At 36.6% G+C, this 17435-nt stretch carries 14 protein-coding genes; 7 read left to right on the forward strand and 7 right to left on the reverse strand.

The window, feature by feature from the left end; all coding sequences use genetic code 11:
* Positions 1–155: 155 nt before the first annotated feature.
* The 5 genes from AC27H3_RS15225 to AC27H3_RS15245 all read right to left on the reverse strand — a co-directional run bounded on the left by AC27H3_RS15225 (position 156) and on the right by AC27H3_RS15245 (position 7804).
* On the reverse strand, positions 156–3296 hold the full coding sequence (locus AC27H3_RS15225; protein WP_487107487.1) for an efflux RND transporter permease subunit: 3141 nt from the start codon (positions 3294–3296) through the stop codon (positions 156–158).
* Between the two features lie 17 nt (positions 3297–3313).
* Positions 3314–5206 (reverse strand): efflux RND transporter periplasmic adaptor subunit, encoded by a 1893-nt coding sequence (locus tag AC27H3_RS15230; protein ID WP_487107489.1) that lies wholly within the window; start codon positions 5204–5206, stop codon positions 3314–3316.
* Complete coding sequence (locus AC27H3_RS15235) at positions 5199–6662, reverse strand: TolC family protein (protein ID WP_487107491.1); 1464 nt, start codon at positions 6660–6662, stop codon at positions 5199–5201. Before AC27H3_RS15235 ends, AC27H3_RS15230 begins: the two co-directional genes overlap by 8 nt.
* Entirely contained in the window at positions 6662–7258 is a 597-nt protein-coding gene (locus AC27H3_RS15240) for a DUF411 domain-containing protein (RefSeq protein ID WP_487107493.1), read from the reverse strand. The genes AC27H3_RS15235 and AC27H3_RS15240 overlap by 1 nt, the downstream gene beginning before the upstream one ends.
* 183 nt (positions 7259–7441) lie before the next feature.
* Positions 7442–7804 carry a hypothetical protein gene (locus AC27H3_RS15245; protein ID WP_487107495.1) on the reverse strand — a complete coding sequence of 121 codons (363 nt, stop codon included), beginning with the start codon at positions 7802–7804 and terminating at the stop codon, positions 7442–7444.
* Between the two features lie 496 nt (positions 7805–8300).
* On the opposite strand from AC27H3_RS15245, the gene AC27H3_RS15250 reads away from it, so the two are divergent.
* From AC27H3_RS15250 to AC27H3_RS15280, 7 genes are all read left to right on the forward strand, one after another.
* A complete protein-coding gene (locus AC27H3_RS15250) occupies positions 8301–8840 on the forward strand; it encodes a manganese efflux pump MntP (protein ID WP_487107497.1) in 540 nt (179 codons plus the stop codon).
* Between the two features lie 137 nt (positions 8841–8977).
* A complete protein-coding gene (locus AC27H3_RS15255) occupies positions 8978–9643 on the forward strand; it encodes a response regulator transcription factor (RefSeq protein ID WP_487107499.1) in 666 nt (221 codons plus the stop codon).
* A 9-nt stretch (positions 9644–9652) separates the two neighbouring features.
* Entirely contained in the window at positions 9653–11083 is a 1431-nt protein-coding gene (locus AC27H3_RS15260) for a sensor histidine kinase (RefSeq protein ID WP_487107501.1), read from the forward strand.
* Between the two features lie 161 nt (positions 11084–11244).
* The gene (locus AC27H3_RS15265; RefSeq protein WP_487107503.1) at positions 11245–12933 is read left to right on the forward strand and encodes a phosphoethanolamine transferase; all 1689 of its coding nucleotides are present in this window, start codon (positions 11245–11247) and stop codon (positions 12931–12933) included.
* Positions 12933–13298 (forward strand): diacylglycerol kinase, encoded by a 366-nt coding sequence (locus AC27H3_RS15270; RefSeq protein WP_487107505.1) that lies wholly within the window; start codon positions 12933–12935, stop codon positions 13296–13298. The genes AC27H3_RS15265 and AC27H3_RS15270 overlap by 1 nt, the downstream gene beginning before the upstream one ends.
* Before the next feature lie 291 nt (positions 13299–13589).
* Entirely contained in the window at positions 13590–14234 is a 645-nt protein-coding gene (locus tag AC27H3_RS15275) for a substrate-binding periplasmic protein (RefSeq protein ID WP_487107568.1), read from the forward strand.
* Between the two features lie 105 nt (positions 14235–14339).
* Positions 14340–16328, forward strand: a complete 1989-nt coding sequence (locus AC27H3_RS15280; protein WP_487107507.1) for an LTA synthase family protein — start codon at positions 14340–14342, stop codon at positions 16326–16328.
* Positions 16329–16518: 190 nt separating this feature from the next.
* On the opposite strand, the gene rnk is transcribed toward AC27H3_RS15280, so the two are convergent.
* Positions 16519–16896 (reverse strand): nucleoside diphosphate kinase regulator, encoded by a 378-nt coding sequence (gene rnk, locus AC27H3_RS15285; RefSeq protein WP_487107509.1) that lies wholly within the window; start codon positions 16894–16896, stop codon positions 16519–16521.
* Between the two features lie 58 nt (positions 16897–16954).
* The gene (locus AC27H3_RS15290) at positions 16955–17182 is read right to left on the reverse strand and encodes a hypothetical protein (protein ID WP_487107511.1); all 228 of its coding nucleotides are present in this window, start codon (positions 17180–17182) and stop codon (positions 16955–16957) included.
* Positions 17183–17435 lie beyond the last annotated feature (253 nt).

The following is a 17435-nucleotide window of genomic DNA, read 5'->3' on the forward strand; positions in this document are numbered from 1 at the left end:
ATGTTTGAACACCTTGCACAGCTTATTCAGTAATAGGACCTTTAATTAAGCATTAAAATTACCATAACAGGATTATTCGTTGATAACCCTGTTTCCACACGTAACTTATTTATAACTTTAGCTAGCCCTGTAAATATAAAAAGTTCATCAGCCCATTATTTATTTTTGCAATCTCTAGCGTTAATCGATGAACAGCGCCATAAATAAAACAAAGCAGGTAAAACAAGTAAGGTTAATATCACCGCACTTAACATGCCGCCAACCATAGGAGCTGCTATTCTACTCATAACTTCAGAGCCCGTACCTGTGCCATATAAAATGGGTAGTAAGCCAACAATAATGGCAGCAGCAGTCATCATTACCGGGCGCACGCGCATGCCAGCACCATGTAACACCGCCTGAAATAAATCTGCTTTTGTCGTGGTAATATTTTTTAAGCTATGATCATCTAACATCGCTTTATAGGCTTGGTTTAAATACACCAACATAATCACACCAATTTCAACCGCCACCCCTGCGAGGGCAATAAAACCAACCCCTACTGCTACTGAGAAGTTAAAGCCCTCTAAATACATTAACCAAATACTGCCTACCATAGCGAGCGGTAATGTTCCCATAATCATCGCTACTTCAATGACATTTCTAAAGTTTACATAAAGTAAAATAACAATAATGAATAACGTCAAGGGCACCACATACGCCAACTTAGCTTTTGCTCGCTGCATATACTCGTATTGGCCTGCCCAAGCAACAGAGTAACCTGCAGGTAGCACTAACTGCTCAGCAACAACTTGTTTAGCCGCTTCAACATAAGTACCAACATCGACACCTTCAATATCGACATACGACCAACCATTTAACCGAGCATTTTCAGATTTAATACCTGGTGGCCCCTCTTCAATATAAATATTGGCAACATCGCCTAAGGCAATACGCTGACCATTGGGTGTCACTAGAGGTAATATTGATAATTGTTCAGGCGAGTCACGGTAGTCTTGCAAGTAACGTACATTAACGGGGTATCGCTCTAAGCGCTCAACGGTTTGAGTAACATTCATGCCGCCAATCGCAGTGGCTACTACTTGCTGAATGTCAGCAATGTTTAAACCATAGCGAGCAGCTTTTTCTCGCTGAATATCGACTTTAATATAACGGCCGCCCGCAACGCGTTCAGAGTAGACAGACGTTGTACCAGGTACATCTTTTAAAATAGTTTCTAACTGCAGACCTATATCTTGAATAACAGATAAATCTGGCCCTGCGACTTTAATGCCGACAGGTGTTTTAATACCTGTTGCTAACATATCAATACGAGTTTTTATTGGCATAACCCAAGCGTTAGTTACCCCTGGTAGTTTGACTAAAGCATCAAGCTCTTTTTTCAGGCTCTCTGCTGTTACACCTGCTCGCCATTGGTCTTGAGGTTTAAACTTAATGAAAGTTTCTATCATAGTGAGTGGGGCTGGATCGGTTGCGGTTTCTGCGCGCCCTACTTTACCAAATACCGTTTTTACTTCTGGTACCATTTTAATCAACTTGTCAGTTTGTTGCAGAAGTTGGCGAGCTTGGCCAATTGAAATACCCGGATACGTGGTTGGCATATACATTAAATCGCCTTCATCAAGCGGTGGTATAAACTCACTACCAATTTTATTAATCGGATAAATACCAATAGCCAAAACAATTAATGCCGCAAATAGCGTTACTTTAGGAAAGTTTAAAACGGCCTTAAGTGCTGGCATATAGATAAAGGTTAAAAATCGATTAACCGGATTCTTATGCTCGGGTAGCACTTTGCCTCGAATAAAATAGCCCATTAATACCGGCACAAGTGTAATAGCTAATGCCGCACTTGCCGCCATGGCATAAGTTTTGGTAAAAGCGAGTGGCGCAAACATGCGCCCTTCTTGCGCTTCTAATGTGAATACCGGCACAAAACTTACGGTAATAATAAGTAAACTAAAGAATAATGCTGGACCAACTTCACTGGCTGAGTCAGCCACTATTTGCCAGCGATTCTCTTTTGTTAGTGGGGTCTTCTCCATATGCTTATGCATGTTTTCTATCATCACGATAGCCCCATCAATCATCGCTCCTATGGCAATGGCAATACCCCCTAGCGACATAATGTTGGCGTTAAGTCCTTGCATATGCATGATGATAAACGCAGTTAAAATACCCACGGGTAAACTGATAATCGCGACTAATGATGAGCGCACATGAAATAAGAAAATAATGCACACTAAAGCCACTACACCAAACTCTTCTAATAACTTAAATGCTAAGTTATCGACAGCGCGTTCTATTAATGCAGAGCGGTCATAAACCGGCACAATTTCTACACCATCCGGTAAACCTTTTTTAAGTTTTTCAAGTTTGGCTTTTACGCCATTAATAACTTGTTGAGCGTTTTCACCAAAACGCATAACCACAATACCGCCAACCGTTTCACCTTCGCCGTTAAGCTCAGCAATCCCTCTGCGCATTTGCGGCCCTGTGCCAATATCAGCCACATGTTTAAGCAATAATGGTGTGCCATTTTTATTTAAACCAAGCGGAATGTTTTCAAGATCTTCAACGCCTTTAATATAGCCTGTTGCTCGCACCATATATTCTGCTTCAGCCATTTCAACCACCGAAGCACCAATTTCTTGGTTACCTTGCTTAATGGCGGTTTGAATAAGCGAAAGTGGAATACCATAAGCACGTAATTTGTCAGGATTTACGTTAACTTGATACTGTTTCACCATGCCGCCGAGTGCGGTAACTTCAGACACACCCGGTACCGTTTGTAATTCAAACTTTAAAAACCAGTCTTGAATGCTGCGAAGTTGGCTTAAATCATGTTGGCCAGTGGTATCGGTAAGCGCATATAAATAAACCCAGCCCACCCCTGTGGCATCAGGTCCAAGTTGCGGGCGCGCATCACTGGGTAAGCTAGGTGCAACTTGGCTTAGATATTCAAGTACTCTAGAACGTGCCCAATATAGATCGGTATCTTCATCAAAAATAACGTAAACATAAGAGTCACCGAAAAAAGAATAGCCGCGAACAGTTACCGCGCCAGGCACAGAAAGCATCGCAGTGGTCATTGGGTAAGTTACTTGGTCTTCAACCACTTGTGGCGCTTGTCCGGGATAACTTGTTTTTATAATAACTTGCACGTCAGATAAATCTGGCAGTGCATCAATCGGCGTTTTACTGACCGAAAACAAACCAACACCTACCAATAAAACCGTTGCCAACAACACTAAAAAGCGATTGACAATCGACCAGCGAATAATAGCAGTAATCATTTTGTGTTTACTCCTAGTTAGTGGTTTGAATGATCAATCGGAGCTACTTTCAGCGCAGCTTCAGAGTTGGTATTTTCATTTTTAGACAATGGTGAAAATTCAGACAATGGCGAAATGTCAGTAATAACGAAGTCTCCATCACGTATTTCAAAGGTAAAGCTCACTTGCATCCCTTTGTTGAAATTCGCTAAGCTCACATTTTTGGCCGTAATAAAATCAACCGTTGCGGCAGGTCTATTCCATTTTTCAATCGCTGAACGGCTGATATTGATCATACCGTGATCTTTCATCAGTGAATTAATGGTACCTGTGACTGTTGCTGAACTGACTTTCTTAACCGATTCGTTTTCCATGTCACTATCCATTTCCATTGCACTTTCCATTGCACTTCCCATTGCACTAGTAGTATCAGGAATGTGTATATTGGTAATTATGTATTCGCCTTCTGCGGTTTTACTGATTTCTACATGTAAAGTTAACCCGACGTTTAAGCGTGAAAAATCAACGGTATCAATGGCGATAAAGTCCATTACCATCTCAGGCCAGCCCCACTGTTCAATAGCATCATGCTCAAGCGTTAACATCTTGTGCCCTGCCATAAGGCTGGTTATTTTTGCTTGCACCCAAACAGACACCGGCGCTGGTTCTTCGCTAGCTGTAGCATCACTTCCTTCGTTATCAGCGTACATACGTTTAAAATCTGATGATTTACTTGATTCTGAATCTAATAAAAATTGTGCTGAACTAACAACCTTATCGCCTTCACTCAGACCAGTAATAATTTCAACATTTTCATTGTCAAATCGACCTACCGTTACCGCAATTGATTTAAAACTGCCATCACCTAAAGCCAGAACAACGCGATCTTGTTTGCCAGTTCGTATCAATGCTTCTTTAGGAATAAGCAAGGTGTTATCTGTGTCTGTTGAATGAATAATAATTTGTGCAAACATATTAGGTTTAAAAGCACCATTTTCATTATTAAAACGTAACCTAAGTTTTACCGTTCTGGTTTTAACATCTAAAGTTGGATAAATTAAATCAACTTGCCCTTGCCATGACTGCCCCGGTAAATAATCTAAAGTCATGGTTACAGGTGCGCCTGCCTTAACTTGATTGGCTTGGCGCTCAAATACTTCTGCTTCCACCCAAACCTGCGATAAATCGGCAATAGACATAACCGTTAATCCCGGTTGAACATAAAATCCTTCACGGATGTTCAAGGTTTCAACCACCCCGTTTTGGGGCGAATAAAAGGTTATGGTTTGCTGCACTTGTTTGGTTTTTATCAGTTTAGATATTGCTGATTGAGGAATTTGTAACGCTAATAAACGATTTTCAGCGGCTTTGATTAGCTGACGATTACTACGATTTAGTGCTAACACTAGCTCTTCTTGAGCATTGACTAGCTCTGGCGAATAAATTTCATACAGCGCTTGGTTTTTTGTTACCGACTCACCTACCGCTTGAACGTAAAGCTTTTCTACCCAGCCTTCTACCCTAGGATGAATATGCACCATTTTTTCTTCATCGTAAGCAATATAGCCAACGGTATTTATTTCAGCATCTAAGGATTTTATTTCTGCCGTGGCGGTTCTAACGCCCAAATTATTTATCACATCAGAAGAAATACGAATGGTACCAACACCTGCATCTGGGCCATTGTTACTATCTTGGTATACCGGCACTAAATCCATGCCCATGGGTGATTTTCCCGCTTTGTCTCTTCTATAATTAGCATCCATAGGCGCAACCCAATAAAGCGGTTTATCTTTTGCTGACGATGCCGTTGAATCTTGCCCACTATTGTCTGAAGGGAAGTAATACAAACCACCCCAAGTGATTAATCCACCTATCAACATGCCAGTAATAATCGGCTTGAACATATTTTTTTCCACTTTATTACTCATTAATTAACTCCGAAACAACAGCGACTTGACCGCTATTGTTTATAATTTTGCTACTGCGTGAGATTGCAGTGTTGAGGTTGCCGATAAAAAGATAGTTAAGTTCTAAACGTATTTTCTGCTCTTCAACATTGAGTGTTAACTCGTCTATTTCACTATTCAGTACCGCAATACGTGAGCGAACCACTTCAGAGAAGTCGCCATCGTCATTGGTATAAGCTGACAACGATGCTTGGGCTTGGTCATGAACTTGCGGTATTAACTTGTTTTTATATAAGTCTTGGCGCTGTTTTAAGCTGACAAGTCGACCTTTTGCACTGGCATAAGATGCCATCAACTCACGCAGTAACAATATTTTTTCAGTTTTTATCGATTCTGACTCGTATATGGCAGACTCACGTTCTTTATCTTGTTTATTTTCAGTAAAAAGTGGCAAGTCGAAGGTTACACCAACTGAAAATAAATCAGCGCGACTACTGCCCATTGCATCGTCTGCACGATAACCATAACTGGCATTTACTCCCCATTGCGCTTTATATTTTTGCTCAGCTAATGAAATACCTGCGGTAGTAGCCGCTATTTTTTTCTCAAGAGCCAAAACCGCGGGATGATAAGAAAAGTAAGGCAGCAGTGCCATAGGTTTAAGCCACTGTTGTTGCCAAACTAAATCAGCATTAATTAACTCTATTTCTGGCAACTTAGGATGAGTAATAATGTTATGGATAGAAAAATCAGATGCTGAAATTGCTGAACCCATTGAACTCTCTACACTAGAAAACTGACTTAACCACTGCGAAAGCATGCCCTGATAGCGATTTTGTTGCTGTGCAAATACATTCAACCTGTCATCTAAACGGGTAAGCTCCAGTTGTGAGCGAACAATATCTTGTTGACGGGTTTTACCTAACGCTGATGAATAACTCACTTGTGCAACTTCAGCTAATTGTTCGAAAAGCGATCTGTTTTTTTCGATTAACGCGATACTTTGTTGTACACGATAAACATCTAGCCATAAACTACCAACCGTAACGGCCACTTGTGCTTCACGATTTGCTCTTTGAAATGGCAAGGCTTCACTTTGGGTTTTTAATTGGCCACTTTTTATCGCTAAGCTATCACCACGAGGAAACAACTGTGCAATACCAAATTTTGCTTGAGTCATACCCTCTTGAGCAAAGTCAAAACCATTCACCGGCAAGTTAGCTAAGCTGATTGACACCATAGGATCAGGCAAGGTATTAGCTGCTTGACTCATTGACTCTATCGCTTTTTGCTTATGCACGTTGCCCGTTAACCAAGGGTCATTTTTTTGCGCTGTTTTAATAGCACTCTCAAATGATAACTCGACGCTGTTATTTAGCTCTGTTGCTTGTGTTGCATTAACATAAAGCACAGATAATGCTAAAATTTTTGTATAATATTTAATGCTAAATGTAACTGTTTCGTGTTGTTTAGCCATTAAAATTGTTCCTCATAAGATTGAACATTAGCGTAAACCTCATAACTACCATCAGCTTTCAATTTTAAAACTTTATACGGCTGAAACTTGCCTTCAACTTCCATTCCTGGACTTCCAACAGGCATGGCAGGAACAGATAAGCCGATCACATCAAGGTTATGAGTTTCGTGGAGAAATTGTTGAATATATTTTGCAGGCACATGCCCCTCAAACACAAAACCATCGTTTGAAATAGCGGTATGACAAGAACGGTATCTTGGTGCTATTGATTTTGCTTCTTTAATACCTGGAAAGTCATCAAAACTATGCACTTTAGACTCAAATCCATGATTTTCAACATGACTTATCCAAGCTTTACAACAACCACAACTTGGGCTTTTATAAACATCTAATACGATAGCTTTTGATACATTAGCTGGCTCGATAACATTTGGCGACGAAGCGGTTGACGACTCAGCGACTGACATCGTGTTGCTTGGCTCTGGGTTGTTTTCTGAACAACTCGCTAACACCAACACAACTATACAGTAAGCAGAAATTCGTAACTTAAGGCTGACTTTTAATTTGCCGTTTTTAAATATAAATTTTTTAAACATATGGTTTCTAAACTTAACTTTTTTTAAACTTAATACCCCTAATAGGGATACCAATAAATTTGTATATAAAAGGTTATTTTTGAAGCGTGTAGAAACAAAGTTTCTAAACATTGAGCTCAAAAAAGCCTATTACAGCGTGTAGTTTTATAAATACACCAAAATCTGGGCGCACTTATGCTGTAGTTAGCTTAATATTGGCGGACGGTAAAGCGAGTTAAATTGTTGGCGTAAAGCCACACGAGAAGTGTTTAATATTTTGTCTGGATTATCAATAAAGAGGTTAGGCGCTAAGTTATTCATTATAGTTGCAACATTTGAACAACCACCGGTATAGCATTGGCAAATACTGTTGCAACAATCTTGGTTTGAGCTTTCATCTGAGTCATCAACACTTAAAGATTTAGCTGAGGTGTCATCTGATGAGTTAGTCGACATATTATGGTTACTGTGATCCATCATAGTCATCATATTTTGTGATTCTTCGGCTGACTGTGAGCTCATATTCATCATACTTATCATTTGATAAGACATAATAGTAGACGCCATTGCCTGACCTACAAAGGCTAAACATACGCACAGTACTATTGATGTTTTAGCTAATGATTTAGCGTAGTTTGAGAACACAAGTAACCAACAAAAGATGATAATTAACGCAATAATCGCACAGCTTGAGGTTATATTCAACGAAATAAGTAACCACTCAAGTTTTATGAAGTGCATGCGGCTCAGAAAATCTGTTTAATTTGCTAGCACCCATACTAACAATAGGTTTAAGATAGCGCCCTTTTGAAGTACTTGGCTAGATAACGTCTGCTAGCAGCATTTTAATCTAGCTAACTTTTGAAGATTATTCATTTTATGTATTTAGGTTTGTTACATGGTTGTTGTAAGATTTTTTACAGAACAAAGTGATTTTTAAAAACGCTAACATCCCTCAAGTACAAATTATATAACACCAGTAACTTAACCTGATGCACTCATTAAAACGCTTTTTATATACCCAAAAAAAAGCACATTACTATTTATTATCTGGACTTAAAAAATGTTTGAAATTGTTATTTTATCGTTAGCTTTAAGTATGGATGCATTCGCTGTATCTATAGGATTGGGCGCTAAACATGCTTTAAAAACTAGATCGCTTGCTATTACTTGTGGACTATATTTTGGTTTTTTCCAAGGATTAATGCCATTAATTGGTTATATGGGCGGTCGAGGAGTTTTAGGCTGGGTAGAGTCTTACGCGCTTTGGATTGCCTTTTTACTACTGGTATTAATTGGCTCAAAAATGATTTATGAATCCTTCTCTCAGAGCATCGAAAATGATATCGCAAAAATCACTCATAGAATAATGTTAGTACTTGCCATAGCAACAAGTATTGACGCTATGGCTGCTGGATTTTCGTTAACCTTACTAGACATCAACCCGTTAATTGCTTGTGCCATCATAGGTTTTACCACACTATTTTTCAGTGTGTTAGGGGTTTTTATTGGCGCAAAAAGTGGCACATGGCTTGAAAGCAAAGCTGAACTCTTAGGTGGTGTTGTTTTAATTCTTATTGCGATAAAAATATTATTTATTTAAAGCATAATTAATCCAATCAGAACTTAGTTAGGGCTTAGATAAACAACAAATAACTCGGTAATTTTATTGCAATATTCAGCTAATCTTAAGTTTAGTCTGCTATGTTATAAGTACTGTATTTTTATTGCGAATTGCTTGTGAAAGTTTTAATTATTGAAGATTCAACATCTTTGAGAAGAAGTTTAAAGATTGGCTTATCTAACCTAGGTTATACCGTAGATGACACCGGCGATGGTTCTGAGGGCTTAAGTATGGCACTCTCTGGCGACTATTCTCTACTTATACTTGATTTAATGCTGCCATCTGTTGACGGTACCTCAATTCTAAAAGCGATAAGAAAGGCAAATAAAGATCTTCGGGTTCTCATTTTATCGGCACGCGATTTAACCGAAGATAAAATTGAAGGCTTACTAAATGGTGCTGACGATTATCTTACCAAGCCATTTTCTTTTGATGAACTACATGTTCGACTACTATGCTTAATGCGCCGAGGCTCATTAAACGTTAATGACAATACTATTAATATTGGTATGTTTTCATTAGATCTTCATTTAAAACAACTTTTTTGTAATGGCGTAGATACAAACCTAACCCCCAATGAATATAAATTAGTGGAGTGTCTTTTTAGTAATCAAGGTAAAGTTATATCTCCTGAAAAATTAAGCGAATACTTAGCCGGACAATACGACGCCGTTGCTAAGAATTCAATTGAGGCGCATTTGTCTACGGCGCGTAAAAAAGTTAAGTTGCTCGGCCACGATTTACCCATTAAAACTAAGCGTGGCTTCGGCTATTTTTGTTGAGATTAATGAATGATTTCTATTAAAAAAAAGTTAAGCCGCTATATATCAATTTCAATATCGATATTATTAGTGTCGATATTATTGATCACCGATATAGCGGTTGATAGCTGGATTGATGTTGAATTTGACCGAGCAATGACTAACAAGGCTAACTTACTTACCACGTTAATAAGTGAAGATAGTGACGAAATACATGGTATTGAATTTGATTTTGCAGATGAGTTTATGCCTGAGTTTTCTGGGAATAATGATCCAGAATATTTTCAACTATGGCTTGATAATAAGGTATTCGAACGTTCTAAAACATTAGCGTTGTTTGATATTAACGATCTCCCTCGAACAACAGTTAAATTAAACCAATCCGTTATTATTGACATAACCTTACCTGATGGTCGCTCAGGTAGAATGTACTTTACTAAATTCAAACCTCAAATAGATACTGACGATAGAGAAGGTCTTGTTGATCTCCTCCAAGTAGTACAAAATCAAAAAACCATGGAGTTGGCTTACGCGGTGAGTAATGAAGGGTTAAACCAAATACTTTGGTTTGTTGATATTATTTTTATCTTAACTTCGCTTGCTGCTGTTTTCGCGGTTAGGTTAATTGTTTTTAAAGTTGTAGATCGCGGTTTAAAGCCTATTGAACAACTTAATAATGAGTTACAAAAAATCAATTTAAACTCTGAAATTAGTGCCATAAACACCGCCAATTTACCAGACGAATTAATTGTAATTGCTAACGGTATTAATCATTTTATTCGAGAAAACAAAAACCTTTACTCGCGAGAAAAACGCATAACTTCCGATATTGCACATGAATTAAAAACACCCATAGCTGAGTTATTAAATTTAAGTGAAGTGGCCATTAAATTCCCACACGAGAAGCAATTATCTGATAATTTTAAAGTTGACGTTCTTAACATTACTGAGCGCTTACGCAATATTGTAAACAGCATACTCTTACTGCAAAAAAGCACGAATAGCATCAAGCTAGCAAAACAAAAAATTGAACTAAAGCAATTAATTAATAACGTTATAAAAATTGAAAATAAAGCAAAGCGAACGATAAATTTCACTTTGGATAAATCATGCGAAAGTATTCAAGCGAATGAGTTCGCATTAACAACCATTTTATGCAACTTAGTAAATAATGCACTTTTTTATAGCCCAGAAAACACACCAATTACTATTTCAGTGTTACCTCATTCTGAAAACGATCAAGTTATCATCAGTTTAACTAACGTTAGTGAACACCATTTTTCTGAACAAGATTTTGCTTTGTTTTTCGATCCTTTATGGCAAAAAGACGCTTCACGTACCTCAACTGACCGATATGGTTTAGGCTTAGCTATTGTTAAATCTTATTGTGAAAATATATCGGCCACTTTACAGGTTGCTATGTCAGCAGAAAAAGAAATAACCTTTACAATTATTTTATAAATGCCAAGTTAATTAACAATAACTCAATAGCAAATAAGCATGGCATATAAACGATATACTTAACGAAATGTTAAGTTTATTCTAAGCCAAATATCAGTTTCCCCTAAGCACTTCTTAAGGTTAGCTCATTAACATATAAACACTGACCAATAAGTGTTTATATGATGACATTTTTAGATAAAATTAAAAATTTAACCTTAACAACCAACCAGTTGTTATTTTTTACTTGCTGCTATATTGCGCTAATTTTAAACCTGCCCTTTTTAACTAAAGCTACTAACGCTATTACCGCTTTAGATCATTACAATATTATGTTTTTAATCTCTTTACCGGTATTTTTATTATCTTTAACTGTATTAGTTCAAGGGGTGTTCGCATTTCGATGGCTAACCAAACCTTTGCTTATAGTTACGGTACTTATCTCATCACTGATATTCTATGGCACGATAACTTACGGCATTGTTTTTGATTATACTATGGTACAAAATACCGTTGAAACAGACACTGCTGAAGCACTATCTTACCTTAACGTTTACGCTAGTTTATTTTTCTTATTTTTTGGTATTTTGCCTGCTTTTTTAATCTATAAAGTAAAATTAACCTATAAGCCTTTTATTAGAGAATTATTAAGCCGTTTAAAAGTTATTAGCTTGAGCTTGGGGACAGTATTATTAATCGCCAGTGTTTTTTATTCTAACTACGCTGCTGTTGGCAGAAACAATAAAGATTTATTAGGCTATATTACGCCCTATAAAATGATAGATGCCAGTTATAAATTTATTAGAAATCACTACTTTTACCCGCCGCTTAAGTTTCAGGTGTTAGATACTTTACCTACTATTGTGCGCGATAATTCCCGTAAACATGTGACGGTTATGGTACTAGGTGAAACCGCAAGAGCGCAGAGCTTTTCACTTAATGGCTATAGTAAGCCGACAAATATAAATACTGAAAAGCACGGGGTAATATCGTTTTCAGATGTTAGTTCATGTGGCACAGCTACTGCGGTATCTGTACCTTGCATGTTCTCTAGATTAAACAAAAAAAACTACAATAAACGTAGTGCGATAGCGCAACAAAACGCCATAGATTTAATACATTTAGCAGGCGCCGATGTATTGTGGATCAGCAATAATAATGGCAGTTGCAAAGGTGTGTGTACCCGTGTAAAAACAATTCAAGTGGCTACTGATAAATCTAACCCTTTATGTGATGGTGAATATTGTTTTGACGAAGCTTTACTTGCGCCTTTAAAACAAAAGCTGAACTCACTTACACATGATAATACGTTGATAGTGCTGCATATGATAGGCTCACATGGTCCAACATACTTTAAGCGTTACCCTAATGATAAGCGTATTTTTATACCTGACTGTCAACGCAGCGACATTCAAAATTGTAGCCCTGAGCAACTGCTTAATAGTTACGATAATACTATTGCCTATACTGATTTTGTTCTCTCAAAAGTTATCAACGAATTAAGTATTTTAGATAAAAAAGATAATATTGAATCTTCAATGCTTTATATATCTGATCATGGCGAATCGTTAGGCGAAAGTGGTGTATATTTGCATGGTCTGCCCTATGCATTCGCCCCCGTAGAACAAACACATGTCCCGATGATATTTTGGACCGACAATGCCCAAGCTGATTTTAATACAGAGTGTTTACGAGATTTATCAAAATCACCTATGAGCCATGACAATATTTTTGATACTTTGCTCAGTATTATGTCAGTTAAATCGAAAGCATATCATATTGAAAACGATCCGTTTATTGACTGTAAATCCGAGCATGCTATAGCGCGAACTACCGCCACAACCCCATTAGACATGGAGATTACCAACTAGTGTTTGACAATACCAAAAAGCCTAAAGGCTTAAAAAGAATAATGTTAGCTTCGTTTAACTCATTTCGAGCAATAAAATGGTTATATCACAATGAATCAGCATTTAGACAAGAGTTATTATTGCTGATGATTGCCATTCCAATATCTTTTGCATTCGACATCAGTGCTAAAGAGCAAGTAACGTTGATACTAGCCGTACTGTTTATTATTTTTACCGAAATAGTCAATACCGCAATTGAAGCAGTAGTCGACCGAGTTGGTTTAGAGATACATCCATTGTCTGGGTTAGCAAAAGATTTAGGCTCAGCCGCCGTTTTATTAAGCTTAATAATTGCTAGCAGTATTTGGTTAGTAGTTTTACTTTAAACCTGTAACAGCGCTGTTTTAATACAGGTTTTTGCTGAATATTTCACAATAAAAACCAGAAAAACTTTCTCATTAATAACTTACTTAAATGCATTTATGCAACCACTTAAGTAAGTTATTAGTTTGACCCTACTCGTTTTTTGATGTTTAAATATAATCTCTATTAACTTCTTTATCTAACTATAAAGCTTAGCGATAAGGTTAAGGCTGCATTATGTTAAAACAAGCTAATATTTTAATTACAGTTTTTTTATTTTCATCCCAACTCAAGCTATAGCTGCTTTAAACAAAATAACCTGTGCTACAACTCACTACCCGCCTTATACTATTTTTAACAAATCTAGTCAGACATTTACTGGATTAGATATGGCTATAATTACCCCCTTATTTATACAACTAAATTATGATGTCAAAATAATTAACCTTCCCTGGGCCAGACTTAAAAAAGAAATAGTTAAAAACACTTATGATTGTTATTTTTCATTAGCTAAGTTTAAATATAGGGAAGAAACACTAGAGTATTCTTCAATACCAACCCATGTTACTCGTGTGTCTATTTTCCATCCGAAAAAAGAAAAAAACATTAGTTTTAAAAATAAAAATGTCGGAATACACCGCGGTATTAATTTTCATAATGATATTCTCTCGTTTTATGACTTACGAGATGCGAAATTTCATCGACTACCTTCAAATGAAGCACTTTTTCAGATGCTTTACCGCAGGAGGATTGAAGCGGTAGTAACAAGTAAATTAGTCGGAGAATATATTTTAGCAAATCAATATGCTAATTTTTCTGTCGATGTTTTAGATATAGAAGAATATAAATTACCTGTTTATATTGCATTTAAAAAGGGAGTTGTAAACATAAGTCAAGTAAATGAAGCGCTTACGAAGATATTAAATGAAACTGAGCCTAAGGTTCAAATAAAGCCATAGCCCCTAAAGATTATAAAGTACCAGCTTAATTTCAGTTTAAATTAAGCTTTTCTTAAGTTTCGTTTAATAAAGTAGCACCGTGTTCTAATTGCGGTATTACTTTTAATGTTCAAAACAACGATTTATTTACTTCGCCCATTTATTCTATTTTCTGCATTACTTTTACTAACGTTATTCATTTCTCGAATGGGGTTGGCGCTTTGGCAGATTGAACGGTTCGAAAACTTTAGTGCTCTATTAACGCTAGTTATACACGGCTTTAGGATTGATTTAAGTGTTCTGGGTTATTTACTGGTTTTACCTGCCATTTTACATCCTTGGTTCATGCTTTCTAAATATCATAAAAAATGGCTAATAATCTTAAAAGGACTATTTTTCTTTATTTTTATCTGCGTATTCTTTTTTGAACTGGCCACCCCTGCTTTTATTAATGAATATGGCTTTAGGCCTAATCGGTTATTTATTGAGTATTTACCCTATCCTAACGAAGTATTCAAAATGTTAGTTAACGGCCATTTACTCACCTTAGTTGTCGTTTTATTAACGTTAGGATTAAGCGCAAAATACCTTAGTTCTTATTTAAATAACGTTATACAGCATAAAAAACAGCAGCATAAAGCAACAATATTGGCATCGAGCTTGTCATCTGTATTTTTATTATTAGTGTTAGTCCTTTGTGCTCGTGGTACGCTTGGACATCGCCCTATAAACCCAGCATTAGTCTATTTTTCAACTGACCCGTTAATTAACTCATTAACGTTAAACTCTATTTATAGCGTGGCGCATGCCTTTAAACAATTGGGTGATGAAAAGAATGCTTCAAAACTTTATGGCAATATGACTACTGATAAAGTCATTAGACTCGTGCGACAAGAAACGGGGTTAGCTATAGAAAACTTTAGCAATAAATCATTGCCTTCACTCGCGTCACGTTTACCGATTTATCAAGGTAAACCTAAAAATTTGGTTATTATTTTAGAAGAAAGTTTAGGAGCGCAATTTGTTTGGTCTTTAGGCGGTTTACCTTTAACACCAGAAATTGATAAACTTAATGGTGAAGGCTGGGCTTTCAAAAACTTATATGCCACAGGTACGCGCTCAGTTCGAGGTATAGAAGCAGTAATTACAGGTTTTACACCAACACCTGCAAGAGCTGTTGTTAAGTTAGATAAATCTCAAACCGGCTTCTTTACTATCGCAAGTTTATTGGCCAAACAAAACTATAAAACACAATTTATTTATGGCGGAGAAAGCCATTTCGACAACATGAAAAGCTTCTTTTTAGGCAATGGTTTTAGTGATATTGTTGATTTTAAAGATATTCAAAATCCAAATTTTGTTGGTTCGTGGGGCGCTAGTGATGAAGATTTATTCAACCAAGCGGATGTTGAGCTCAATAAACTTCACAACAGCAAACAACCTTTTTTTAGTTTTATTTTTTCATCGAGTAATCATGATCCTTTTGAAATTCCTGAAGGTATAGTTACGCCAATTCAATACAGCAAAGAAGAATTAGCTCGATATAACGAAAAAGAGTTATCGCGCCACAAAGCAATACAATATGCCGATTATGCTTTAGGAAAGTTTATAGCAAAAGCCAAGCAACAGCCCTATTGGCAAGACACTATATTTTTAATCGTCGCCGACCATGACGCTAGAGCTTTAGGTAGTGACCTTGTACCGATCAAAAACTTTCATATTCCTGGCGTTATTCTTAACTCAGACAAACAACCTTTTATTGATAACAGAATCGTCAGCCAAATCGACTTAGCGCCAACATTATTATCGTTAATGGGTGTTACCAACTTTTCTCCAATGCTAGGGCATGATCTTAATAGAAGCGATATTTCTGAACGGGCTATAATGCAATACGCAGATAATTTTGCCTATATGAATGCCAAAGGCGTGAGCATTTTACAACCACAAAAAAAGCCGCTAAGTTTTAATTACGACTTAGAAAATCAGCAACTAATGCCGGTATTAGATAACAAAGCCTTAACAGATATTGCTTTAGCACATGCTTTATGGGGAAGTTTAGCTTATGAGAATAAGTGGTTTTCTCTGCCTGATGAAGTGATTAGCAATATAAAATAATAGTGTTGATTACAGTTCAGCCGTAGTTAAATTAATACATCATGTATAGATCAGAATTAACGAAAATTGGTAAATAACCTGAACTCTGGATAAGCAGCACTCATTATCCAGCGTCAGGTTAAATATCAAATTAACGTTAATTCTGAAAGTGATCAATAAAGCTTAACTGGCATTTATGCTGATAAGCCATTTACTCCTTATATTCAACAGTATCGATATGCACAACAGTTGATTTATTTTTGTCTAGTGGCCACTCAATTTCTTGGCCAATTGATAAGCCAATTAATGCACTTCCAACGGGAGTTAGAATTGACAAAGTGCCACTTTCCTTAACATCTCTAGGGTAAACTAATGTTAAAGAGAAGGTTTTATGTGTTGATTGCATGGTAAATGTCACGGTTGAATTCATCCGCACTACATTGATAGGTAGCTTATTGTTCGGGACAATCTTTGCTCTATCTAGTTCGTCTATCAGTAAGTCATGTGAAGGCATAAAGTCTTCTTTTTCTAACATAGCCTGTATGCCATCGTAATCTTCATTGCTAACAATTATTTTTGGTTTAATCATTATATACCTCTTATTTATTAATTATTTACCCTATAAATATTTTCATTTTAAAGCCGCTTCAAAAATCATTTTTTAAACTTTTTGAAAGTGCTGAAATTAACTTAACCGCAACAAACGCTTCATAAGAATCTACGGGGTCAAAACAGCGTTCGTATAACACCTCTAGTGTATTTAGTCGTTTAGTAATTAAGGCAAGGCTTGTTTGATTGTCATTTGTTGCATCGTTTGTTGCATTCTCGATTAGCTCTGATGTTTCATAGAGATAATTCCAAAAATTATTTTGCATATAGCGGTTCTCAGAATTAAATGTTCTGTAATAAAGTCACTTATATAAGTTCAAGTGACTTATATAAGACCAAGTAGATTTTAAAGCTAAAATTATTATTTTGAAATAATGTAAATATATTGAATTTCAGGTGACTAAGTAGAAAAAGCTTAGCCACCAAAATTGGGGAAGATGAATACAGATAGTACCCATTTGATAGTTAATACATTAACTAGGATAAAATAATGTGTAAACATTGGTCTTTTTTAACCTT

The organism is Colwellia sp. NW0002-52-1 (assembly GCF_057550865.1).